Below are 25,132 nucleotides of genomic sequence, written 5' to 3'. Positions count from 1 at the left end.
GATATTTGAATATAATGTGCCCTTGTTGTCAATCTAGTCCGTGGTCGGTCGAATATATTATAAGGAGATGATTTGCTGACAAAAACGGGGCGGAACTATGCAGGATAGCGATATCAGGGATTTGATCGAACTCAGGCACAGGCTTCATAGCCTGGCCGAACCCTCCAACCATGAGGAACAGACCTCTCGCCTGATAACGGAATATCTCGAGAACCAGGGCGCTGATCGGATAATCGGAGGCATTGGCGGTTACGGCCTGGCGGCTGTATTCGAGGGTAATAATCCCGGTCCGCAGGTGCTTTTGCGGGCGGATCTCGATGCCCTGCCGATCCCTGAATCGATCGAGCTTCCCTATGCATCCGAAAGACATAACTGCTCGCATAAATGCGGTCATGACGGCCACATGACGATTCTGGCCGGCGTAGCCCGCGCGCTGAGCAGAAATCGTCCAGAAAAAGGCAGTGTGGTGCTGTTTTACCAGCCGGCCGAGGAAATCGGCAAAGGCGCGGCTCGGGTGCTGGCCGATTCCAGGTTCGAGCAGATCAAGCCGGACTACGTGTTCGCTCTTCACAACCTGCCCGGATTCAAGAAAAACAGCCTGATCTACCGTCATGACACATTCGCCTCGGCCTCGAGCGGTATGATCGTCGAACTGCTGGGAGAAACCTCTCATGCCGCCGAACCTCATGCCGGCAAAAGCCCAGCCCTGGCTGTGTCCCAGATGATCAACGCCTTGAGCGCTGTGCCCCAGTTTCATACGGCGTTGCATGAGGCCTCTAAAGTGACGGTTATTCATGCCCGGCTGGGTGAAATCGCATTCGGCACATCGCCCGGCTATGCCCAGGTGATGGCAACCCTGAGGGCCCATACCGATGAAGTCATGAGCCGCTTGACAAAGAAATGCTCCAGCCTGGCCGAAGGTGTTGCCAAAAGCTGGCAGCTCGGATGTAAGATCCGCTGGGATGAACATTTCCCGGCTACCGTCAACGATCCTCAAGCGGTCAAAATCATCCTGGAGACGGCCGACGAGCTCGGTCTCGAGAAATTCGAACAGCCATCGCCTTTTCCCTGGTCAGAGGATTTTGGTCATTTTACCGGCAAATACAAAGGAGCACTGTTCGGAATCGGGGCTGGAAAGGATCAGCCCGCACTTCATCATCCGACCTATGATTTCCCGGATGATTTGATTGAAACCGGCGTGAAGATTTTCGTAAAAATTATAGAAGCGATTACAGTCAGGTAAGTTGAGGTGTGGTCATGGAAGTATCTGAAAAAATATTACATGAATCATTTCATACCTCCAGAATTGAATTGTCGCGCAGAGCCCTGAAAAAAAATATCCGCTTTCTAAAAAAATACATCGGTCGCAACACGATATTCTCATCAGTCATCAAGGGCAACGCCTACGGTCATGGGATCGAGACTTTCCTTCCGCTTGCCGAAGAGTGCGGAGTGCGTCATTTTTCGGTTTACAGCCCCTATGAGGCCTATGTTGCCAATAAGGTCAAGACCCAGGAAAGCCACATCATGATCATGGGTGAGACCACTCCGGATGTGATCGAGTGGGCGATCGAGAACAACATCTCCTTTTTCGTTTTTTCCAACAAGGAACTCGATGACGCACTTGTCGCCGCCAAGAAACTTCAAAAGCCGGCCAAAATTCATCTCGAGCTCGAAACCGGCCTCAACCGGACCGGACTGTATGACGAGTATCTCGACCAGGCGGTGGAAAAAATCAAATCCAACTACGATTTCATCCAGGTGATCGGAACCTGCACACATTATGCAGGTGCGGAAAGTATAGGCAACTATATTCGTATCAAAAACCAGACCGAAGAATACAACCGCATGGTAGCCACTCTGCGTTCGGTGGGCCTCGACACCGGTATCTGCCATACCGCTGCATCAGCCGCCGCGCTGACATACCCGGAGACGATCATGAATATGGTTCGTTTCGGTATAGCCCACTACGGCTACTGGCCCAGCCGGGAGACTCAGATGCATTATTACCAGCGCAATGGCGATGCCGATAACCAGCGTCGCAAGGACCCATTGCGAAGGATCATCAGCTGGAAAAGCCGTATCATGAACATCAAGCAGGTCAAACCGGGCGAGTTCGTCGGTTACGGCACTGCATATATGACGATCCGCAAGCAGAAAATAGCCTGCGTACCGATCGGTTACTATCACGGCTTCTCGCGCACCCTGTCAAACAAGGGCTATGTTCTCGTGAGGGGTCGACGGGTGCTGGTGGTCGGATGGGTCAATATGAATATGATGATGATCGATGTCACCGATGTTCCCCTGGTTGAGGTAGGCGATGAGGTCACGATCATCGGCAACCAGAAAAAACAGCATATCTCGGTCGGATCATTTTCGGATATGACCAGCTATTTAAATTACGAGGTGCTGGTACGCCTGCCGGAGGAAATTCCCCGCATTGTAGTCGACTGATTCCCGCTTTTATACTTAAAGCTTGACGAGTGAACCCGGTGGAATATATTTCATGTATGCCGGATAAATTGTATATCGTAAGGGAAGGTGACTGGATGGGCAAAATCGCCCGCCAGCATAACATTGCTGATCCTGATACTATATATAATCATCCTCCCAACCAGGCACTCAAGGATAAGCGCAACGAAAAGGATCTCTTAAGCCCCGGTGACGAGGTCTGGATACCGGTCCGGGAGGAGCTTGAAGTCCCCACCAAAGGCAAAAACAGCGGGCCGGTCAGCATCCAGGCGACACTGGCCGAAACCGAGCAGCTATCGGTAACATTGAAAAACGAAAACGGCGAGCTTTTGACCAACAAGGATTACACTGTGAATTTTTCCGGACAGGGTCAAGAGATCACCGGCAACACCGGCAGTTCCGGCAAAATCGAGGCCGATCTCCCGGCCGGCACAGAGCAGGTCTTTGTCGACTTGGGCGGGGAGCTGATGATGTCGTTTTACCTCGGTCACCTCGATCCCCCCGACACTGTCAGGGGAGCTTCCCAGAGGCTTCGCAATCTGAACTATTTTAAGCACGACACTTATCCGAATGAGATAACTCCCGACCTTTACGACGCGCTCCGCAAATTTCAGTACGACAACGAAATCAACATCAGTGGCCAGCTCGATTCCGAGACCTCCGAAAAAATTACCGAAAAGTACGGTTGCTGAATCCATTGTTTCCTGAAAACTGCGCTTTGAAAATCTTTCCGATTTGATTATCTTCGAAAGGCAACAACTGGAGGTAATATGCAGGTAGCACTTTTAGGAAGCGGAATGATGGGTAAGGCGATCGCCTTCGACCTGGCCCGTAACGATAAGATAGAGAAGATTCTGGTTTGCGACATAGATATCAGCCAGGCCAAAAAAGTGGCCGAATTCGTTAGTTCTGACAAGATCAAACCGACCTGGGTGGATGTCAGAAATCTCAAGGGTACTCGTGAAACTCTCGAAAACAGCAAAGTAATAGTATCTGCTATCCACTACCAGTTCAACTACGAACTGGCACAGCTTGCGATCGAACTGGGCGCTGATTTCGTCGACCTGGGAGGCAACAACGCAGTCGTGGAACAACAGCTCAGTTTAAATGAAAAAGCCAAATCGAAAGGTGTCACGGTCATCCCCGATACGGGTCTTGCTCCCGGCCTGGTGCAGGTATTGACCGCTCATGGCGCAAAGCAATTCGATAATCTCGAGGATGTGCACCTGCGTGTCGGGGGACTGCCCCAGAATCCGACACCTCCCCTCAATTACAGCCTGGTTTTTTCGATCGAGGGTTTGATTAATGAATATATCGAAGACGCGGTTGTGATCCGCGATGGCAAAGTACAGACAGTCAAACCTCTGACCGAAACTGAACAGCTTTCGTTTCCTGCACCGTTCGACCAGCTTGAAGCTTTCCAGACCTCGGGCGGGACTTCGACTCTGCCACAGACTTTCTACGGCCGGGTTAAAAATCTCGACTACAAGACGATCCGCTATCCCGGCCACCAGAAACTTTTCAAGACCATCATCGACCTCGGTTTCTGCTCCTCTCAGATGGTTGAAATCGACGGCGTCAAGATCATCCCGCGCCACCTGACCGGCAAGATCCTCGAAAGTTATTTGAATGGTGACAACCGTGATGTCGCCCTGGTGTCGGTCGAACTGAGCGGTGAAAAAGCGGGTAAAAAAGAACACCTGACCTATCGTATGGTCGACTATTACGACGAACAAAACGAGCTCACCGCCATGATGCGTTCGACCGGATTCCCCTCGGCCATAATTGCGCAGATGCTGGCTGAAGGTAAAATCACCAAAAAGGGTGCTGTGCCACAGGAACTCTCGGTGCCGACCGACCTGTTCGTCGAGGAAATGTCCCGCCGTGGATTCAAACTGGAAGAAATTCGGGACTGATCACAAAGTAAACTGAATTTGAATATTTCGCTCAATCTCCTGTAACCTTCAGGATACAGGCCTGTCTTATAAATGCGGGAAACCTTGCTTCCCGATATTCGTACATTATTTGAAATAGATAATTGAAAGTGGGAGAAACATGATGAAAAAAGTGACCGCAATTGGAATAGTATTGATACTGATAGCCGCCATCGTTTTCTTCGGCTTCCGCGGGAAATCAGCAGATAATGACGGCAACTATAAACTGATAGATGTTACCCGGGGTGACATTATTGATAAAGCAGTAGCTGTAGGGGAGATTGAGCCGGAAAAGGAGATCGGTGTAAAATCGCATCTGGCCGGAGTAATCAGCAGGATGTTTGTCGAGGAAAACGACGAGGTCGAGGTTGGCGACAGCCTGTTCGAGGTCGCACCCCAGCCGACCCCGGACCAGATCGTCAATGCCGAACTGGCCCTCCAGGAAGCCCAGGTGATCTTCCGCAACACCCAGGCTGATTATGAACGCAAAAAAGAACTCTATGATAAAAAGCTTCTTTCACAGTCGGAATACGATAATGCCAAAAAGAATGTCGATGTCGCGCGCTTGAGTGTACAGCGTCGCAAGGAAGCCCTCAGCCTCCTGCGCGAGGGTAAAACGATGACTTCCTCGGGCGCAATCGAATCGGTCATCCTGGCACCGGTAGCCGGCACTGTACTGGCCCGATACGCCGAGGAGGGCGACCCGGTCGAACCGATGACCTCCTATCAACCCGGCACACCGATCATCATATTGGCGGATATGCAAAACCTGGTATTTCGCGGTACAGTCGATGAGATCGATGTCGGCAAGCTTTATGAGGGTATGGATGTGTTTCTGAAGGTCGGTGCGCTGTCGTCGGACACGGTCACGGGCAGGCTGACAAGGATCGCTTCCAAGGCAAGAAAAGAAGACCAGACCACTGTCTTCGATGTTGAAATCGAGATCGAACAAACCGGCGAAAACGTTCTCCGGGCCGGATACTCCGCTACAGCCGAGATCATCATCAATGAAAAGCACGATATCCTGATGATCCCCGAACGCCTGGTGACATTCGAAGATGATTCCACCTTTGTCGACATCAAGGATTCAGCCAGCGGTGAAATCCAAACCATCCCGATAGAAGTCGGACTCTCGGACGGCCTCAATATAGAGGTTCTGGCCGGAATCGACAGCAGTCAGAAAATCATTGAATATCCACCGCGGGAGATCGAATAGTGAACTGGATGTTCATTAAACAAATACTGCGTGATATGCGCGGTCAAAAACTGCGCACAATCATGACCCTGTTCGGAATCTTCTGGGGCACCGCCGCGGTGATTCTGCTGGGTGCTTTCGGTTACGGTATCCATGTCAACCAGACCAAGGCATTCAAGGGTATGGGCGAGGATATCGTCATCGTCTGGGGCGGTAAAACCTCCATGTCCTATGAGGGCTTGCCCCGTGGACGACGAATCTGGCATCGGATAGAAGATGTACATATGCTCAAACAACAGATCCCGGAATTGAAATATATCGCTCCTGAGTACTCGCAATGGAACCGGCCTGTCAAACATGACAAAGTCAACGTGGTAGCCCCGGTGGTGGGCACCTGGCCGGAGTATTCTCTGATGAGAAACATTATTGCAGATGCCGGCGGTCGGTTCATCAATGAAAACGACCTGGGGCAAAGGCGGCGGGTTTGCTTTATGGGCAATAAACTCCGCGACCAGATTTTCGGCGAGGGTAAAAAGGCCGTCGGCGAAACGGCTTACCTCGACGGTCAACCTTTCACTGTAATCGGCATCCTCAAAGAGAAAAACCAGGATTCCAATTACAACGGCCGTGACAATCGCAAACTGTATATCCCGGCGACTACTTTCGTCGCTCTCTATGGGCAAAGCTATGTAAACAATACGGTCTGGAAAGCTGAATCAAAAGAAGTTCATCCGATCGCCAAACAGAAATACTTCCAGATTATGGGCCAGAAGTACAAGTTTGACCCGGCTGATGAACAGGCCTTGAGCATGTGGGATACGACGGAAAACACGGAATTCTTTACTTACTTTTTCTGGGGATTTCGGATCTTTCTCTATATTATTTCGATCGCCACACTGATAGTGGGCGGAATTGGAGTCGCAAACATCATGTACGTGGTGGTTGAGGAACGCACTCGTGAAATCGGCCTCAAAATGGCCCTGGGAGCAAAAGGCGGATTTATCCTCAGGCAGTTTTTGTTTGAGACCACTTTTCTGACGATGCTGGGTGGCGGACTCGGTTACCTGTTTGCCTCGACTATCGTCCACTTCTTCCCTAAGCTCGGATTCGACGAGTATGTCGGTGTACCCCAGGTATCAACTTTCGTAAGCATCTCGACAATCACGGCCCTGCTGATAATCGCGATTTTGGCCGGTTACTTCCCGGCCCGCAGGGCCTCGACTATGAACCCGGTTAAAGCTTTAAAGATGATGTAGCTTATGTTCAGTCTCGGATTAGTATTTAAGATGTTCTGGCGCGAATTCAAAGCCCAGAGAAAACGTATGTTCCTGACGATTTTGGCGATCGTGTGGGGCACTATGTCAATCACTATGCTACTGGCATTCGGCGAGGGTCTGCGCACCAGCCTGGCCAAAAACCAGAAGGGATTGGGTGAGAACATCGTGATCATCTGGGGCGGTCAGACTTCCAAACCGTACAAGGGCCTGCCGCGCGGACGCAGGATCCGTTTCGAGAAGGAAGTAATCGATTATCTCAAACAGAGAATTCCAGAAGCGAAACAAATCGGCGGCGAATATACACGCTGGGGTGTCACGGTTGCCAATGGCAAGAAGATGTTCAACCGGATGTGCAACGGCGTATATCCAAGCTATGAAAATATGCGCAATATGATCCCGCAGTCAGGGGGTCGTTTCATCAATGATCTCGACATGGAAAACAAACGCAGAGTAGCTTTCCTGGGGCACGAGCTGGCGGCCGACCTGTTTGGAGAAAACATGCCTGTCGAAAAGATGGTCGGTCGGCAGATCGAAATCAATCGCAACCAGTTTACCGTAATCGGTGTTATGGCGGAAAAGATGCAGATGGGGATGTATTCCGGACCGGACTGGAACCGCGTGATTATCCCCGCCACAACTTTCGAGGGTATCTACGGGCACCGTTATATGAACAACCTGGTAATCCAGCTTCACGACACCAAACACGCTGACTGGATGGAGGACCGTCTGGTGCAGGAACTGGCCGGAAGATACGAATTCGATCCGACCGATATGTCGACTGTACATGTCTGGAATTTCGTCGAAAATGTCGAGACGATGAGCAAGGTCATGCTCGGAATGCAGATATTTTTCGGCTTGATCGGAGGCCTGACTCTATTGGTGGCCGGTGTCGGTGTGGCCAATATCATGTACGTCGCGGTGAAGGAACGAACGACCGAAATCGGCATCAAGATGGCACTGGGAGCAAAAAAATTCCAGGTCATGGCGCAGTTTATACTCGAGGCTCTTTTGATCGCCTGTATCGGCGGTCTGCTCGGTATCGCCATATCATTTGCAATTACCGGCATGATGGCCTCGGTCGAGTTCGAAAACGAAGCCCTCAGGTGGCTGGGCAAGCCGACCATATCGGGCACAATCGCGATAGTTACCGCGTCTATCCTGGGCCTGATCGGTATAGTGGCCGGTTTCTTCCCATCACGTAAAGCCGCGTCTGTAAACCCGGTCGAATCCCTACGTTACGAGTGAGAGGTGAGATTATGCACAATGGCAACATGATTTCTATGAAGAGCATATTAAAGATCTACGATACCGGTTCAATCCGGGTCAAAGCGCTCAAGGGAGTCGACCTCGAGCTGAAGTCGGGCGAATTTGTCTCGATCGTAGGCCCTTCCGGATCGGGCAAGTCGACTTTGATGAATATCGCCGGGTGCCTGGATGTTCCTTCGGGTGGCGAGTACCTCCTGGACGGCCAGCGGGTCGAAAACCTTGAACCCAATGAGCTGGCTGAAATCCGCAATCGTAAAATAGGTTTTGTCTTCCAGAATTTCAATCTTTTGCCCTATGCCACCGCGTTCGAGAATGTCGAACTGCCCCTGATGTTCGCCGGTTCACCGTCCCGAGAACGCAAAAAGCGTGCGTCTGAGCTTTTAGACCGTGTCGGGCTGGGTGACCGTATGGACCATCGCCCGACAGAGCTTTCCGGAGGCGAGATGCAGAGGGTGGCGATCGCGCGCGCATTGGCCAACAACCCGAGGTTGATTCTGGCCGATGAGCCGACCGGCAATCTCGATTCAAAATCGGGACAGAGGATCATAGCTTTGTTCGATGAGCTCTGGCGCGACGGCAGTACTATCCTGATGATTACCCACGATCCCAATATTGCCAAACGCACCAACCGCCTGGTCAAACTCAAAGACGGCATGATTGTCGATTCGCTCGAGAACGGCAACGGCCATAAAAATTGATCAGCGTATCATTTAAACACTCAGATTTAACCTTGCCCGCCGAATCACAAAGCATATATTGAGATTGGGGCTTGTAAGCGACAGAGGTCTTGCTTTGTCGCTGGACCATTTGATTTGAGCCTGCTCCGTAGATTTGTATTTCAGCGGGCGGAAAAACTGTCCGGGTATTTACATTCGCCATGCGAACAACCTGATCTTTAATCCGCTACTGGCAGTAACAGCGACCGGGAGTTAGGGTTGAACACAAAAGAGAGGTTACCGATATGCGTATTTTCATATTGATAATTTTAATTTCTTCCGTTGTCTTAACCGGGTGCGAGGATAATCCGGCAATGCCGGAAGAGGATCCACTCGACCGCTATATCGACAGCGTATCGTTTAAATCCAAAACGCCTGTCGGGAGCATGACTGAACCCCTGGCGATATATTTCAAAAGACCGATGGATACTGCCAGTATGATTGAGGCCTTTTCCTCGGATCCGGAATTTGATTTCTATTCAAACTGGGCGATCGAGTATTCCAGTGATTCTACTGATATTGTCCCGGACCTGGCACAGCACATACTCAGGATCTACCCCCGGCCGGCTTATCAGACTATGACATCGTACAGTTGCGCAATCGACACCACCGCGGTCGACACGCTTGGCTTTCACCTGCCGGAAAAATTGGAATTCGAGTTCACTACCGACAGCGCGCGTCTTCTACAGCTGGAAATCAGAAATCCCAATATACCCGCAGTCGAAAACTACCCGCGCCGGATGAGACTCAGGTTCAATGTGCCGATCGATGAATACCGCGTGGTCGACCCGTTCACTGTAAGCCCGGAATTCTCCTACCAGAACGGACAATCATCGGAAGACCATACCATCTATACATACCCACTGACTTCCGATCTGCGCGCCGATACAGATTACACGGTCACGATAGACCAGCAGATTGTCGATATCTGGGGGAATCCGGTCTACGGTTTATCACCGCACAGCTTTCGAACCGAACCGGTCGCGGTCGAATATCATTACCCCGAGCAGGACACTGAACTGAAGGGTACCTCGGTTGTGCTCCAGGTGCGCTTCAATACCTCGATGAACCGTTTCAGCGCGGAGAACGCTTTTTCTTTTTCAAATGATGTCCTCGAGATATCCGGGCAGTTCGAATGGATCAGTGACCAGGCTTTCCTGTTTTATCCCGACGATGACCTCTCCTATCAAACCGTCTACACCATGGCGGTTAATACTTCAGCCGAGGACTTTTTTGGCGATAACCTATATGAGGCGTTCACATTCAGTTTCTCGCTAAAGAGGTAGCTGAATTATTGTTGACAGCCTCCCGGCAACATCATACTCTTAGATTGGCCTGAAATGAGATGTAAGGAGATTAGGGTGAAGATCAAAGCATTGGCGATAATCTTTTTATTGACGGTTCAAACCCTGACCGCCGCGGGGCTTTCCGGTTCAATCGGGGGCGGACTGGGCGCCACACTGCCCCAGGGAGAATTCAACGAATACACCAAAACCGGGTTCTCGATCATGGGTTTCGGCAAGCTGAATATGGCTTCCCTGCCATTCGTCAGCTACCGGCTGGGGGTCCAGGGAGTTTTTTTCGAACGCGATGACCGCAGTGTCAGTATTCAGGGATATCCCGATGATCTCTTCACCGAAACCTACACCAACGATCTCCTGAAGGCCACTCTTGGCCTGGAACTGTCGCCACCCATACCCGGTTTTCAGCCTTATGCCGGCGCGGGTATCGGAGTCTATTACTTTTCCAGCAGGACCAGCCTGAAGGATTCCGAGGGTGATGAAATCGCTTCCAACACGCTCGACAGCAAAACCAAGTTCGGCTGGAATTTGCAGGGCGGATTGCGGTTTTCAGTCTTTCCCAAAATCACTCTGGATTTAAACGCGCAATACGATATCGTGCAGGATTTGGAACAGTATTCCGGTGACGAGGTGGTCTCGTTCAATTCCAAGTTCCTGTCGCTCTTTGCCGGGGTACAGGTCAGCCTTGGCCTGTTCTAAACTCAATCTATAACACCCCAGTTCCTGAGTCTTTTTTTGATCGCCTCGACATGAGTCCCCTCCCAGTAGATTCGCTCACACTCCGAGCAGATTTTGAATTCCTCCTGAGTCCGGTAGACATACGGCCAGACCCTCTCCGCAACCTCGGATTTTTCAATATCTTCCAGCCGTTGATTGCATACGAGGCAACGTGACAGGATAGTGCCGGGATCGATTTTGAGTTCACAGTCTGAAATAACCTGCCGGAGTTGAATTTCCGGGTCATCAGATTCGATCAACAGGTACTTTTTGGCCAGAACCATTTCAACCAGCCGTGTGTCGCGGGTCAGGATTATCCTGTCATCGACCAGCGCTCGCTCAATTAAATGCTTGTCCTCGATGCCTTTCTGGTAGACGCAGTCGTAGCCCAAAAGCCTCACGAAGCGGGCCAGCTTACCGACCATATCATCGGCGATGAATCGCTTTATGGAACTCATAGTTGACATTAGATCACTCACAGGCTATAATTTCAGTTTAATTAACCTGGTTCGTTCTGTAAAGCATTTAGTTTGAAGGAACTTCGAAAGCCCTGATGCGTTAGCACTTTTATGTCGGAAAAACAATACAACCTTCGTCATACATTAGCCCGGGTGTTCAAACACTTCCGGCGCCACAAATTCTATATCTCCTGGGGGCTGGTAGTCACAATTTTATCGAATGCTATCCTGATGGCATCCCCCTGGATCGTCAAGCTGGCTATCGACAGCCTAAAACAGAACCGTGCCACTATGTCCGATCTCCAGCGTTATGCCCTTTTGATATTGATCATCGCGCTGACGGCCGGTTTCTTTCGTTTTATGATGAGGCGTACGCTGATATGGGCTTCACGGATTTTCGAGTACGAGTTCCGCAACGAGTTTTTCCGCCATCTTCTGGGACTGCCCCGCTCGTTTTATCAAAACACTCCGACCGGCGATATTATCGCTCGCGGTTCCAACGATATCGAAGCGGTGAGACTGCTGGTCGGTCCGGCTGTTATGCAGATCGGAAATTCCGTCATCTCGATCGCGGTCGCCCTGACTCTCATGTTCATCCTGAGCTGGAAACTGACCCTGATCGCCCTGGCGGCGGTTCCGATTCTGGCTTTGATGACCAACAAGCTGGTGATGCAGATTCATAAGAAATTTTTTGCTATCCAGGAGCATTTCTCGAAGATGTCCTCGTTTGTGCAGGAAAATCTGTCCGGTATAAAAGTTGTCAAGGCTTACAACCAGGAAAATCCGCAGATCGAGGATTTCTCGAAACTAAATAAAACCTACATCGATTTAAACCTGTCTTTGGCCAAAACCCGTGGCTTGTTTCTTCCGCTGATTTTTCTGGTGGTCGGGTTGATCACTCTGACGCTCCTGTATTTCGGCGGACGGCAGGTAATTGCCGGGGTGATCACTCTGGGTACGCTGGTGGCATTTATCCAATACATGATGAGGCTGACCTGGCCGATGCTGGCGATCGGCTGGACTGTCTCGCTTTTTCAAAGGGGAACTGCCTCACTGGAACGGATCAATAAGATCCTCGACCGTGAATCTGAGATCGTCGACAGACCCGAAGGTGAAACCCCGCAGAGATTCGAGGGCGAGATTGAAATCCGCGATCTTAATTTCTCCTATCCCAACGATGAGCGCTTGATCCTGAAAGATATCAATCTCAAAATTCCAGCCGGTAGCAACCTGGCATTAGTCGGTCCGACCGGGTGCGGGAAATCGACTTTGGTCAACCTGCTGGTGCGCACCTTCCAGCTTCCCGACGGCAAAATCTTTATCGATGGTCACGATATCAACAAGATCGAACTTAAAAAACTGCGCACCCAGATCGGCTATGTGCCCCAGGAGGCTTTCCTGTTTTCCCAGAAATTGTCGGACAATATTGCTTTTGGGCTGGAGAAATCTCCTGCTGACGAAGTCCGCAGGGCATCGGAAATCGCCGGTATCGCCGAGGAGTTCGAGGAGTTTCCGGATGGCTTCGAAACCATGATCGGCGAACGGGGTGTAACCCTTTCCGGTGGCCAGAAACAACGGACCGCCCTGGCCCGGGCGATAATCAGTAAACCGCCGATTTTGATCCTGGACGACGCTTTCGCTTCGGTAGACACCAGCACGGAGGATAGAATCTTAAAGAGCCTAAGCGATGTTATTCAGTCGCGCACATCGATCATTATCGCCCACAGGATTTCAACTATCAAAAACGCTGACAAGATCTGTGTCATGGACCAGGGCAAGATCATCGCCTGCGGCAACCATGATGAATTGATCGAAAAGTCACCCGAGTACGCACGGATAGTCGAACTGCAGTCATTGAAACAGCAACTGGAGGCGATCTGAGATGGCTCCGCGCAGGGAATTCTTTGACGATGAAAACCTCGGCAAGGCTTACGATGCCCGGTTGATGAAACGGCTGATCGGGTATTTGATGCCATACAAAAAATGGATGGTGCTGGCATTTTTTATCATGATCATCGCCTCGCTTCTACAGCTGGCCGGACCGTATGTAATCAAAACCGGAATCGATAAGTATATCGCCAACGATGATATAGAGGGTTTGGGCTGGCTGGTTCTGATCTATGCCGCCATCCTTGTCGTGCAGTTTGTCTCGACTTTCGGGCAGATCTACCTGATGGAATGGATCGGGCAGAGGGCAATGTACGATTTGCGGCTGGCGGTCTTTCGACATGTGCAGTCGCTGGGTATGAATTTCTTCGACCGCAACCCGGTTGGAAGGGTGCTGACCCGAATAACCTCGGATATCAATTCGCTCAACGAACTATTTTCCTCGGGCGTGGTGACGATTTTGGGCGATCTGCTGACAATCTTCGGGATCATCGGCGTAATGCTGGTAATCAACTGGAAACTTGCGCTGATGGCTTTAATCGGGCTTCCGCTCCTGATAGTGGCAACCATCATCTTTCGCATCAAGGTCCGTCACGCCTACCGTGAAATCAGGCGTCTGATAGCACGTCTCAATGCCTATGTCCAGGAGCATATATCAGGCGTTTCAGTGGTCCAGCACTTCGTGCAGGAAAATCGAGTCTTCAAACGCTTCGACAAAATCAACGATGAGCTTAAGAAAAAGCACCATCGTTCGATCATCTACTACGCACTGTTTTACCCTGTGATCGAAGTTATCGGCGCACTCAGCCTCGCGATAATCATCTGGTACGGCGGAAGCAAGGTTATCCAGGGCACACTCACTTTTGGAACGCTGGTCGCATTTTCTCAGTATATGGAGATGTTCTTCCGTCCGATTCGCGACCTCTCGGAGAAGTACAATATCCTCCAGACCGCCATGGCATCCTCGGAGCGTGTCTTTAAACTTCTGGACACCAGGCCCGCGATCACTCCTCCGGTAAAACTTCAGAAGCTGTCCGATGTTCGTGGAAAGATCGAATTCAAGGATGTCTGGTTCGCCTACAACCCGGGCGAATGGATTCTCAAGAATATCAACCTGACGATCGAAGCCGGCGAAAAGGTGGCCGTAGTCGGCGCCACCGGCTCAGGCAAGACGACATTCACAAATCTGATACTGCGTTTCTATGATTACCAGAAAGGGAGTGTCAAGCTCGATGGTATCGAATTGAAGCAGCTTACCGAACAACAGATACGAAAAAATATATCGCTGGTGTTGCAGGATGTGTTCTTGTTTTCGGGTAAAATCGATCAGAATATCCGCCTGGGAAATCCCTCGATCAGTGATGATCAGATCGAAAAATCTGCTCGCGAGATCAACTTGATGAGAATCGGTAGTGGCTTGAAAAACGACCTCAAGACCGATGTCGGCGAGCGGGGCGGTCTGCTTTCTGTCGGTCAAAAACAACTGGTATCGTTTGCGCGCGCGCTGGCTTTCGATCCGAAGATATTGATTCTCGACGAAGCCACATCTTCGGTCGATACCGAAACCGAACTTATCATCCAGAAGGCAACCGAGACATTGATGAAGGGTCGTACTTCCCTGATCATCGCGCACAGGCTCTCGACTATCAAGCAGGTCGACAAGATCGTCGTCATTCATAAGGGTGAGATCCGCGAGATCGGCAACCACGAAGAGCTTCTCAAAAAGCGCGGTATCTACTGGAACCTCTATCAGCTTCAATACAAAGACCAGGAAATCCCCGCGGCAGTTTAACAAGTCTCATGCCCGAAAGATTCCCTCAACCTTCAGTAAAAAATTTCCGGTTAATCTTGAGTTTGCCCACCGCGTTACTTAGATCACTTAATTTAGATTGCTTCGTCGCTGTGCTCCCAGCGAAGACATGGATGCACAAGTCGTCATAGCGACCGAGGTCACCGATCTTGATCGGTGGGCAAGCGGAGAAATCTAAATCATCGGATTTTTACATGACAGGTCTAAAGCTCCTGGCTGAAGTCGGAAGCTCACGATCTGCCACAGCACAATACAGGCAAAGTAAAGAAATCCATTGATCTGTCGAAATTATATATATCCATAGCCAGTATCTACCTGTAGATCTGGCATGACAACATCACAACTGACAATGGAATGTACATGAAATTTGAACAATGTTATGGATGTTACATCCCGGAAGACGAGGAAGTTCTGGCGACTGTCAAATCCGGCGGTTTTTTCAGCTCAGAAAAGTTTCGCTATATTGCCACCAATAAAAGGCTGATAATGATCCGTCTGAAGCTTTTCAACCGCAGTCAAATCCGCTCTTTCAGGTGGGATGAGTTTAATGACATCCAGATTGATGAGGGACTGATCACTTCCAGGATCGATTTTGATATGAGAGATGTCTGTGACGATGATGGTAACCCGATGGAATTAATTATCGATAAGGCTGAACGGGATCAGGCGGACTATTTCCATGGTGTAGCTTCAGCGCAGTTGAACCGTCATCGCAATGAATCGGCGTATATGACAAAAAGATGCCCGGAATGTGATGAGGTGGTAAAATTCCGGGCAAAAATCTGCAAGCACTGCGGTACTCGTTTTCATCAGTCTCGCTTCTAAGGGATCCAGTTTAAATTCATTCTACTTCTCGACACTGTCGGTGTTTCTGCAGACCGTCTTCCAGACTCCGCTCATCGGCAGGCTGTCCTGATCAACCGGCTGGGTATAGTCGCCGAATTCACCGCGCACCTTGCCCCATTCACTGTTTTCGTAGAGCACCAGGTAACCGTTGAACTGCCCATGACCCGTTCCGCACATCGGGCACATCCGGTAGTCATCGTAGTACCACGTCCCGAACATGAAACCCATTACGTGGTCGGTGTAGTAACCTGATATCGAGGCTGAAAAATACTGGTTGCCGTCATTTGTCTTAAAGAATTCGCCGTTGTAATAAGCGAACGGTGCGTTGTTTTTCTCGTACATTACGCCCGAAAGTTCGCCCGTAAAGCTGAAGACCGCATCGCGAATCCAGTACCCTTGAAGGGTTCCACGATGACAGAAATCATTTAGCTTGCTGTTCTCGAGTTGCTGGTAGTAATCGATCTGAGATGCGATCTCGTTGATGCCCGGATCAGTGTCTATTTTATGAAACATATCCGCCTGGTTGTCGAGCGGTTTGTCCTGGCATCCACAAAAAGCCATCACACATGCCAGACATATAACCAAAAGAACTCTCATGGCAACCTCCCTGCTAATTTATAATCATATAGAAGTGCGGACAATATCTGACATCAAACAATATAGCATGAATCTCCTTTCCGGCAAGGTTTTTATGAATGCTGATACTGATTCCGCTCTTCAGACTTCAGCCCGATGGAAGATTGAATTTGACAGGATTACTGGCAACAGCAGATTCTTAACAGGAAATGGATTAAGTGTAAAAATCGATCCCCGCTGAAAAGGCATGGATCAAGCGTTGATCAATCCTCGCCGTTGTTCACATGAAAGAGCTTTTCCGCTTTTTCGGCGGAGGTCAGGATGCCGCGGATCATGGCCGAGGAAAACCCCTGGTGTTCCATATTGTTCAGCCCGGCGATCGTACATCCACGCGGAGTGGTCACCAGGTCGATCTGTGTTTCCGGATGATTTTTCTGCCGGTTCAGAAGCGCCGCCGCCCCCTTGGCAGTCTGGGCCGCCATCTGGAGCGCCTCGCGCGAATGGAACCCGATCTCGATTCCGCCCTGAGAAGCCGCCCGTATGGCCCGGAAGAAAAAGGCGATCCCGCAGGCGCAGAGAGCGGTCGCCGGAACCATCAGGTCTTCCTCGATCACCAGGGTCGCTCCAACTGAATCGAAAATCGAACGCGCGGTCTCCATTGCGCTCTTATCGGTATCATCGACGGATATACAGGTCATCGACTCTCCGATTGCCACCGCGGTATTAGGCATTACACGCACCACCGGAACATCTGTGTCGAGGATCTTCTTTATTTGTGCAATCTCCGCTCCCGAAACGATCGAGAAAACTATATGACGGTTCGGATCGAGCGCGGGTGATATCTGCCTGAGGACGCCCTTGAGCTGTCCCGGTTCGACAGCTATCACAATTATTTCCGCCGCCCGGACAGCATTGCAGTTGTCAGCCTCGATCACGAAGCCCTGCTTCTCAAGATCCTTGAGAAGCGCAACTCGACGGCGCGTGACCATGATCTGGTCAGGCGAGAATCTCTTGGAATTGACCAGCCCCAGGGCGATCGCGGAGCCGATGTTGCCGCCACCGATCACGGCCATTCTCTGTTTAGTCTTGGTATCTGACATATATATTTATAAAAACGGCATTTCTGGTGATACTCTTGAGGATTTTGAACGATTCGACCGTATAATTGTGATGGACTCTGCTAAAGAATCAGTACTATCAGCTTTTTAACTTGACAGCGGGTTAAAACAGGTTATATTATTTTTAAAGGCTTTGGCGCGTTTTTTGCTTGCCAAACCGATCGGCACATATTATGGAAAACCTCTCGAACCAAAATCAGTCAGAAACTGCCGGCAAACCGCCCTGTTCGATCCTGCGCTCGATCGACCTGGAGAAAACTTATCGTCGACGAAAGGTGGTCGATTCGGTCTCGATCGAGGTCAAATGCGGTGAAGTAGTCGGACTGCTCGGCCCCAACGGCGCTGGAAAAACCACAACCTTTTACAGCATAATAGGTTTCATTAAGCCGGACAGGGGCCGTGTGATGATCGACGATTTCGATTTGACCGGTCTGCCAATGTTCAAACGGGCCCGCAAAGGGATCGGCTATCTGGCCCAGGAACCATCTATATTCCGCAAGCTGACGGTCGAGGACAATATCCATGGGATCCTGCAGATGCGAAAAATACCTAAATCGCAACAGAAAGAACGCCTTGAGTTCTTGCTGGAAGAGCTGGATATCGCCGATCTGAGAAATAACTATGCTTATACTCTCTCGGGCGGTGAGCGCCGACGGGTCGAAATCGCCCGTGCGCTGGCCTTGAACCCGACTTTTTTGCTACTGGATGAGCCTTTTGCCGGGATCGATCCGATCGCTGTTGAGGATATTCAGAACATAATTGGCAAGCTGAAGGCCGACGATTTCGGGATTCTGATCACCGACCACAATGTGCGCGAGACGCTTTCGATTACCGACCGGGCCTATATCATGTGCGACGGTACGATTTTGAAGGCCGGGACTGCTGATTATCTGGCCAATGACCCGGAGGCGCGCAAGGTCTACCTTGGTGAAAAATTCCGTTTAAACTGAAGGCCTCATGTGCCGATAATAGAGATAGCGCAGGCAGTTGTAAACTGTTAATAGGCAATCAATTATGGACATGAAACTGACCCCGGGACTAACACCGGAAACATCTTTGAGAATGACCCCCAGGCTTCAGCAGTCGATAAAACTGCTTCAGATGTCCTCGCTGGAACTGGATCTTCATGTCGAACAGGAACTTCAGGCCAATCCGGTGCTGGAGCTGGCTGACCCGGAAGAACCTGCGATTGAAAGTATGGATCAAATCATTGAAAGAGAACTCTGCGCCGAGGAACCGGCTCTCGATCCGGCAATGACCAGAGGCGACACTGACTGGAATCAGGCACTCGGTGATGAGGCCAGCTATGACGATGCGCTCAAGCTGTTACGCAGAAAGCACGAACAGTGGCAGACCAATACACCCCCTGCGGAAAAATCACTGTGCGAACATCTTTTAGACCAGCTCTCACTTCTGAGGCTGTCAGCAGTTGAGCGAAAAATCGGCGAAGCAATCATAATCAATATTGAGGATTCCGGACTTTTAACCGTTTCGATCAATGAACTGGCTGAAAAAATCGAAGTTGATGAAGACGAAGTGATATGTGTACTGAACCAGATCAAGCAGTTCGACCCATCAGGTGTAGGTGCATCCTCGGTCAAGGAGTCCCTGTTGATTCAGCTTACAGAAAAAGGGCATGAAAACAGCCTGGCTTACCGTATTCTCGAGGACTACTACGAAGTCCTGGACCGTAAATCTCCGCAACAGCTGGCCAGTGCCTATAAAACCACAGTTGAGCGGATTGAGCGCGCCATGGCACTGATTCGAACGCTCTCTCCCCGCCCTGCCAGTGCACAGTTCGCGGTTAAAGATATCGCCGTTAAACCGGATATGCTGGTCGAAAAAATCGACGGTGAGTATGTCGCCATGCATATCGACAAGTTTGCCCAGAAGGTCTCGATCAATTACGCCTACGAACCCTATACCAGGAAAAAGGCGGGGTTTGATGAAGATTCCAGGCGGTACCTCAAGTCCAATTACCAGAATGCCAGGGATTTGATAAGTGCGATCAAACAGCGTCGTGAGACCATGCTGAAAATGATGCGGGCGATCATTAAAAGACAGCGTGAGTTTTTCGAGAAAGGCTCGGATTATCTAAAGCCTATGAAGATGGAAGAAATCGCAGATGATATCAGTGTCGACACCAGCACTGTCTGGCGCGCCTCAGCCGGAAAATACATGCAAACCCCGCTGGGAGTCTACGAGATTCAAGCTGTCTTTAACCAGGGAATGGAAACCGTGGATGGTGAGATGGTTGCCAAAAACAGGATCAGGCAACAACTTAAAGACCTGGTAGCCAGAGAGGATTCTGCCAAACCGCTGACAGATGAAGCTCTTCAATTGAAATTAAAGGGAAAAGGTTTTATGATTGCCCGGCGGACAGTCGCAAAATATCGTAAAGAACTTGGAATAAAATCTGCCAGATTTCGCAAACATATCCGATAAGAAGTATAAAAGGATTATGGGAAACAGTCTATGAAACTCGGATTACAGATAAAGCAACAGCTCAAGCTGGCTCCACAATTGATCCAGTCGCTGAAAATGCTGCAGATGCCGGCATTGAAACTGGAACAGGTCCTGCGTCATGAGCTCGAGATCAACCCGATGCTGGAAGAGGAAGAAGTTCTCGAGCAGGATACAACCGAGGACGAATACGAAGAAAGCGATGTTCTGGGCGACGAGGATCCGATTCTCGACCCGGCTATGACCAAGAGCGATACCGATTGGGAGAGTTATTTGGACGATGATGCCGATGATTATACTTTCCGCCGGATGCGTGAAAAGCAGGAGGAATGGCAGACCAATACCCCTGCCCTGGAAAAATCAATCTACGAGCACCTCCTGGAGCAGTTATCGCTATTGAAACTGGAGCCTGAAGATTACGATATCGGTGAATTTATTATCGGCAATATCGACGATTCCGGGTTGTTGAGTTGTCCGGTCGAGGAGCTGGCCGATGCGATCAGGGTCGAGCCGGAGAAGATCGAGGAAATCCTGAAACGAATCCAGCAGTTCGATCCACCCGGCGTGGGCGCGCGCTCGATCAAGGAATCGCTTCTGATCCAGCTGGCCGAACGCAACCTGGAGAATTCTCTGCCATACAAGATTCTCGATCAGTTCTACCATGAACTCGACCGCAAGTCACCGCTTCAGCTCTCGCGCTCTTTTAATGTCTCGATCGAGAGAATCAACGACGCGATGGATGTTATCCGCTCATTGTCACCCCGTCCGGCCTCCGGCAAATTTGCCCAGGGCGCCTCGACGGTGATACCGGATTTGATCGTGGACAAGATCGAAGGTCAGTATGTAGTTATGCACAATGACCGCTCGATGCCCAGGCTGAGGATAAACTCGTCTTATAAACAGCTTTTGGGTCGTGGCAACAAAACTGCCAAGGACACCAAAAAATATGTACGCGAAAAACTGGAACAGGCGCGCTGGTTTTTAAACGCGATCAACCAGAGGCGGGCCACGATGATCAAGGTCATGAACGCGATAATCGAACAGCAGTATGAGTTCTTCGAAAAAGGTCCTGATTATCTCAAGCCAATGATCATGGAGGATATCGCCACCAGGGTCGAGATGAACGTTGCCACGATCTCGCGTGTTTCCAATGGCAAATATGTCCAGACACCGCAGGGTGTCTACGAGATCAGGTATTTCTTTAACAGCGGACTGCAGAGATCAAACGGTGAATCGATGACGAAGCGCCGTGTCAAGCAGAAACTGGAAGAACTGATAAACGGCGAGGACAAGGCCAAGCCACTTTCTGATGAGGAGATCCAGAAGAAACTCAATGCCGACGGTATCAAGATCGCCCGGCGCACGGTGACTAAGTATCGCAAGGAGCTTCAGATCAAATCTGCGCGGTTCAGAAAGATAGTAAACAAAGAAAACAGTTGACAAATCCGATACATATCATGATTTTTCCAGTGTGGAGAAAAAACCTGAAATCATATCATCCACAGACACCCCAGGGTTGACGGAATGATTCAGGCAACTTTGGGCAGTCATACGGTTCTATCTCACAGATCAACTATCGGGGGCAAAAACAATCTCTCAGCCGGGTTATTAAACTTTTTGATGACTTCGTATGTTATACTTTTAAACGCGCCTGTTTCGACAGGTCGGTCAAAGTGGCCGTGCTTGCGTCGAATACCCGACATTCGCCTGAAACAACGCCATGGGTCACGAGATCCCGGCGTCAAATTGACGGCTGATAATCTGGAAAATGGGTTACTATAAGAAAGGAGTACGTAATGCAGGTTAATATCACAGCCAGGCATTTTGAGCTGACCAAAGAATATAAGGACATCGTCCACGAGGAACTGGAAAAATTGACCCGCTATTACGACAGGATAATTTCGGCTAATGTCGTTTTGACTGTAGAGGGTTACCGACACCTGGCCGAAGTTTCAGTCAAGGTCTACGGCTCCACTCTGACCGGTACGAGCGAATCGGACGCCATGGCGGTTTCGATTGAGCAAGCGGTTGACAAGCTTTCCGGACAGCTCAAAAAATACAAAGGCAAACTCAAAGATAAACAGCAAAAAGAAGTCGCGCGGAAAAAAACAGCCAATCCTGATTTGACGACCGATGAGGATATTACCCTGGACTATTAGAAGCCATGAACGAACTGACCGTCGAAAAACTATATAAAGATTGTCGAGAGCTTTTGGAGCTCTACCTGTTAACCGACGCTACCGGCCTCAAAAAGCGTGTGCCGACACCAGCCATAAACCGGCCCGGGCTGGCACTGTCCGGTTACACCCAGCGTTTCGCCTCCAACCGGGCCCAGATTCTGGGAGAAACCGAGATGGCTTACCTGGCCAGCCTGGCCTCGCAGGACCGTATCCGTCATCTCGAGAAGGTTTTTCGCCATGACATCCCGTTTTTTATCGTAACCAAGACGATCAAACCCTCGCCCGAACTGATCGAGATCGCCAACCGTTACCATACCACGGTCTTCCAGACCCGCCTGACCACCGCCGATTTAATTACTCGTATGAGCGGTTATCTGGATGATTTCTTCGCGCCGTTTACAACATTACATGGTACCCTGGTCGATGTCTATGGCGTGGGGATGCTCTATACCGGCAAAAGCGGGGTAGGCAAATCGGAATGCGCGCTGGATTTGATTGAACGCGGTCATCGACTCGTGGCGGATGATATGGTCAAGGTCACCAAGAAGGGACCGAACTATATCGTCGGTTCCGGCAACGACCTTCTGGGCCACCACATGGAAGTCCGCGGAATCGGTATTATCGATATCGAGATGTTGTTCGGAATCCGGGCGATCAGGATGCAGAAACGGGTCGAGGTAGAAGTCCGCCTGCAACTCTGGGATGAGACAACCGATTATGAGCGTCTCGGGATCGAGGAGACCTATACAACCATTTTGGGCGTCGAGATTCCGATCGTGACCGTTCCGGTTTCACCGGGCAAAAACATCACTGTAATTTCCGAGGTGATCGCGATGAACCAGATGCTCAAGGTCTATGGTGAAAACACCGCCCAGCAGTTCTCACGAAAACTGGCCGAACGGATGCAGAGGCAGTTGACCACGCGTGAGTATCTTCAGTCAGATTTCGAGTAAACAGTTCTGTTTATAATAAAAAAAGCCGGCTTTCCGCCGGCTTTTTTATTACTCAAGCTGATTTCAATTTCGTGATACAGGCTGGTTTTCACAAGTTTGTGGATTTTCTCTGACAATCACATGATCGATGACCACCCTGATCGTATTGTCGATTTTAAAAGTCGAGATGACTACGTCCAGGCATTGATCTTCCTGAAAGAGATAGGCATTGATGTTTTTCTGGGATAATCCGCTCGCCATGGTTTCCAAAACGGTGTTTCGAATCGTACAGGTCTGGCAGTGAACCGATTTCCCGCATCCACCCGGAAGACGAGCGTACGCGCATTCCAGCGCTTCGCCTCCACGCAGGCCAGCCATTTCGCGATAGCTCTTACCTGTCATCTCCTCCAGTTGTTTATTGAAAGCAACCACCCGCCGGTCAGAATTTACCACCAGGACAGGTTTCTCGAAACGGTCGAGATATTCACTCAAATCCTTACCGGACCATTGATCAGTGAAGTATTCAAAGCAGTCATCACAGATGCTGTGAGAGATATCATCCTGACCCAGGGGCTCCTTCTGGCCCAGGTCGGTTTCGCAGTAAGAACATCGCACCAGCATAAGCTATCCCCCATGTTGCGTTTTCACCGGTCACAATCATCCGGCAGAGTGTCTTACTGTTAATTTTCGGTAAGTAATGACGTAATGTTAACCCATGGTACAATAAAATAATCTATTCCACCGGAAGGCTCAAAAGCGTTTCCACCGCTTTTTTTTCGAGCAAGAAAGTTTTGCCGATATCTTTATCGAAACTCTCCCGCTGACCCTTTTTTATACCATTTACAACCCGCTGGTATATATCCACAACCTCGGAATAGAGTTCGTAGGCTTCGACCAGATTCGGATGGGGCCGGTAGAGATTGGCCTCGCTTAAAAAATCACGGTACATCAACCTTCCCAGCGCTCCCCCCGTGCCTGCCCGTTCGATCTGAATATAAAGGTATTCGAGATCATTAAATTTATCCGGGTCACTGGTAAATCTTTCCAGTGCTTCAAGGCCGTTAGCATCTATGGAATAGATCATCCGGCCAGCGTTGTCGGCAATCACCTCCCACAGGTTTTCGATGATTGGCAGCTCATCCTGAGGCTTTTCAATGAACAATTGCAAATTTCCCGGACTTCCCGGCGGATAATCCGAAACACGCCCCTGCTTGAATCGTCCGATATCGGTCTTCTTTATTGAGCGGTAACCGGTATCGGCCACATGGACATACTCATCGTCAATACCCACCGGTATCAGGCGATGCAGGGGGAAGTGAAATTTACTGCTGAAATAATCCAGGTAATAGAGATCGATTTGGATGATTACCGGCAAATCGGACATGATCTTACCGATCATCGACTTGTGAGCCGCCTCCGGATCTTCTTTGCGCAGTTCGTACAGCTTCAGCCCCATATAGTCACAGAACCTCTGGACCAACCCGCTTGCGGATCCACCGATAAACGGGTTCGGAAAACCTTCGAGTTCCTTGTAGTAGAATCCGAGCCCTCCGGAGAGACCGAAGATCAGCTCCTCGGACATCAGCTTATGGTAAAAGTTGAGGATATTTCGTAATGCGGTGGTAACACAGTTTTTTCCGGGCAGGTGTTTGAATCCGTTTATGAAGTAGTACATAGTGAACAGATATACTTTTTCAACAAAACATCTAATGAGTCACTTTCAGCTTTCGTATTGAGTTGTATAATACAATTAAACAGCGCGAGATTCAACTAATTACCGAGACCGCGACTGAACTCTTTGTATTTCAGGATTTTACTTAAATAGATTGCCGGCGGTCATTATTTGGGTTATATTAATATGATTGCTTGACAGGACAGATTAAACTTATATATTTGATGACTTCGATGCGGGGTGGAGCAGTCTGGTAGCTCGTCGGGCTCATAACCCGAAGGTCGCTGGTTCAAATCCAGCCCCCGCTATTTT

23 protein-coding genes and 1 tRNA gene are annotated in these 25,132 nt (G+C 49.9%); 19 read left to right on the top strand and 5 right to left on the bottom strand.

All coding sequences use genetic code 11. From position 1 onward, the window contains the following. Positions 1-97 precede the first annotated feature (97 nt). The 10 genes from GF404_09275 to GF404_09230 all read left to right on the top strand — a co-directional run bounded on the left by GF404_09275 (position 98) and on the right by GF404_09230 (position 10,860). Positions 98-1,243, top strand: a complete 1,146-nt coding sequence (locus GF404_09275; protein MBD3382374.1) for an amidohydrolase — start codon at positions 98-100, stop codon at positions 1,241-1,243. Between the two features lie 14 nt (positions 1,244-1,257). After that, entirely contained in the window at positions 1,258-2,454 is a 1,197-nt protein-coding gene (gene alr, locus GF404_09270) for an alanine racemase (GenBank protein ID MBD3382373.1), read from the top strand. A gap of 56 nt (positions 2,455-2,510) precedes the next feature. Beyond that, positions 2,511-3,164, top strand: coding sequence for a hypothetical protein (locus GF404_09265; protein MBD3382372.1), 654 nt, complete (start codon positions 2,511-2,513; stop codon positions 3,162-3,164). A gap of 78 nt (positions 3,165-3,242) precedes the next feature. After that, positions 3,243-4,388, top strand: coding sequence for a saccharopine dehydrogenase (locus GF404_09260; GenBank protein MBD3382371.1), 1,146 nt, complete (start codon positions 3,243-3,245; stop codon positions 4,386-4,388). A 139-nt stretch (positions 4,389-4,527) separates the two neighbouring features. After that, positions 4,528-5,622 (top strand): efflux RND transporter periplasmic adaptor subunit, encoded by a 1,095-nt coding sequence (locus GF404_09255; GenBank protein MBD3382370.1) that lies wholly within the window; start codon positions 4,528-4,530, stop codon positions 5,620-5,622. A gap of 8 nt (positions 5,623-5,630) precedes the next feature. Further along, positions 5,631-6,857 (top strand): FtsX-like permease family protein, encoded by a 1,227-nt coding sequence (locus tag GF404_09250; GenBank protein ID MBD3382369.1) that lies wholly within the window; start codon positions 5,631-5,633, stop codon positions 6,855-6,857. Between the two features lie 3 nt (positions 6,858-6,860). Next, on the top strand, positions 6,861-8,123 hold the full coding sequence (locus GF404_09245; protein ID MBD3382368.1) for an FtsX-like permease family protein: 1,263 nt from the start codon (positions 6,861-6,863) through the stop codon (positions 8,121-8,123). 26 nt (positions 8,124-8,149) lie between these two features. Then, positions 8,150-8,842: an ATP-binding cassette domain-containing protein gene (locus GF404_09240; protein MBD3382367.1), complete on the top strand. Its 693-nt coding sequence runs from the start codon at positions 8,150-8,152 to the stop codon at positions 8,840-8,842. A 332-nt stretch (positions 8,843-9,174) separates the two neighbouring features. After that, positions 9,175-10,146, top strand: coding sequence for a hypothetical protein (locus GF404_09235; GenBank protein ID MBD3382366.1), 972 nt, complete (start codon positions 9,175-9,177; stop codon positions 10,144-10,146). A 54-nt stretch (positions 10,147-10,200) separates the two neighbouring features. Further along, positions 10,201-10,860, top strand: coding sequence for an outer membrane beta-barrel protein (locus GF404_09230; GenBank protein ID MBD3382365.1), 660 nt, complete (start codon positions 10,201-10,203; stop codon positions 10,858-10,860). Positions 10,861-10,862: 2 nt separating this feature from the next. On the opposite strand, the gene GF404_09225 is transcribed toward GF404_09230, so the two are convergent. Next, positions 10,863-11,345, bottom strand: a complete 483-nt coding sequence (locus GF404_09225; GenBank protein MBD3382364.1) for a hypothetical protein — start codon at positions 11,343-11,345, stop codon at positions 10,863-10,865. A gap of 102 nt (positions 11,346-11,447) precedes the next feature. Here GF404_09225 and GF404_09220 point away from each other — a divergent pair, with 102 nt between their 5' ends. The 3 genes from GF404_09220 (at position 11,448) to GF404_09210 (ending at position 15,858) form a co-directional block, all read left to right on the top strand. Then, positions 11,448-13,217, top strand: a complete 1,770-nt coding sequence (locus GF404_09220; protein ID MBD3382363.1) for an ATP-binding cassette domain-containing protein — start codon at positions 11,448-11,450, stop codon at positions 13,215-13,217. Between the two features lies 1 nt (position 13,218). Beyond that, complete coding sequence (locus GF404_09215) at positions 13,219-15,015, top strand: ATP-binding cassette domain-containing protein (GenBank protein ID MBD3382362.1); 1,797 nt, start codon at positions 13,219-13,221, stop codon at positions 15,013-15,015. 372 nt (positions 15,016-15,387) lie between these two features. Beyond that, positions 15,388-15,858, top strand: a complete 471-nt coding sequence (locus GF404_09210) for a hypothetical protein (GenBank protein MBD3382361.1) — start codon at positions 15,388-15,390, stop codon at positions 15,856-15,858. 21 nt (positions 15,859-15,879) lie between these two features. Here the strand turns inward: GF404_09210 and GF404_09205 are convergent, their stop codons facing one another. Together GF404_09205 and proC are read right to left on the bottom strand one after the other, a co-directional pair. Next, a complete protein-coding gene (locus GF404_09205; protein ID MBD3382360.1) occupies positions 15,880-16,476 on the bottom strand; it encodes a hypothetical protein in 597 nt (198 codons plus the stop codon). 242 nt (positions 16,477-16,718) lie between these two features. After that, on the bottom strand, positions 16,719-17,555 hold the full coding sequence (gene proC, locus GF404_09200) for a pyrroline-5-carboxylate reductase (protein ID MBD3382359.1): 837 nt from the start codon (positions 17,553-17,555) through the stop codon (positions 16,719-16,721). Positions 17,556-17,746: 191 nt separating this feature from the next. On the opposite strand from proC, the gene lptB reads away from it, so the two are divergent. The 5 genes from lptB to hprK all read left to right on the top strand — a co-directional run bounded on the left by lptB (position 17,747) and on the right by hprK (position 23,169). Further along, positions 17,747-18,523 carry an LPS export ABC transporter ATP-binding protein gene (gene lptB, locus GF404_09195; GenBank protein ID MBD3382358.1) on the top strand — a complete coding sequence of 259 codons (777 nt, stop codon included), beginning with the start codon at positions 17,747-17,749 and terminating at the stop codon, positions 18,521-18,523. Positions 18,524-18,587: 64 nt separating this feature from the next. Continuing rightward, on the top strand, positions 18,588-20,018 hold the full coding sequence (rpoN, locus tag GF404_09190; protein ID MBD3382357.1) for an RNA polymerase factor sigma-54: 1,431 nt from the start codon (positions 18,588-18,590) through the stop codon (positions 20,016-20,018). Between the two features lie 30 nt (positions 20,019-20,048). After that, complete coding sequence (gene rpoN, locus GF404_09185; protein MBD3382356.1) at positions 20,049-21,476, top strand: RNA polymerase factor sigma-54; 1,428 nt, start codon at positions 20,049-20,051, stop codon at positions 21,474-21,476. 356 nt (positions 21,477-21,832) lie between these two features. Further along, positions 21,833-22,195, top strand: coding sequence for a ribosome-associated translation inhibitor RaiA (gene raiA / locus GF404_09180; GenBank protein ID MBD3382355.1), 363 nt, complete (start codon positions 21,833-21,835; stop codon positions 22,193-22,195). 5 nt (positions 22,196-22,200) lie between these two features. Continuing rightward, on the top strand, positions 22,201-23,169 hold the full coding sequence (gene hprK / locus GF404_09175; GenBank protein ID MBD3382354.1) for an HPr(Ser) kinase/phosphatase: 969 nt from the start codon (positions 22,201-22,203) through the stop codon (positions 23,167-23,169). 63 nt (positions 23,170-23,232) lie between these two features. On the opposite strand, the gene GF404_09170 is transcribed toward hprK, so the two are convergent. Further along, entirely contained in the window at positions 23,233-23,769 is a 537-nt protein-coding gene (locus GF404_09170; protein ID MBD3382353.1) for a hypothetical protein, read from the bottom strand. 112 nt (positions 23,770-23,881) lie between these two features. Further along, complete coding sequence (locus GF404_09165; GenBank protein ID MBD3382352.1) at positions 23,882-24,823, bottom strand: DUF4872 domain-containing protein; 942 nt, start codon at positions 24,821-24,823, stop codon at positions 23,882-23,884. Between the two features lie 231 nt (positions 24,824-25,054). Here GF404_09165 and GF404_09160 point away from each other — a divergent pair. Further along, positions 25,055-25,128: transfer RNA gene (locus GF404_09160), tRNA-Met, on the top strand. The last annotated feature ends 4 nt before the right edge of the window (positions 25,129-25,132 follow it).

It is taken from the genome of Candidatus Zixiibacteriota bacterium (assembly GCA_014728145.1).
Taxonomy (GTDB): Bacteria; Zixibacteria; MSB-5A5; order JAABVY01; family JAABVY01; genus WJMC01.
Note: the sequence above shows the minus strand (reverse complement) of the source record. Positions and strands in the feature narration are given on the sequence as shown.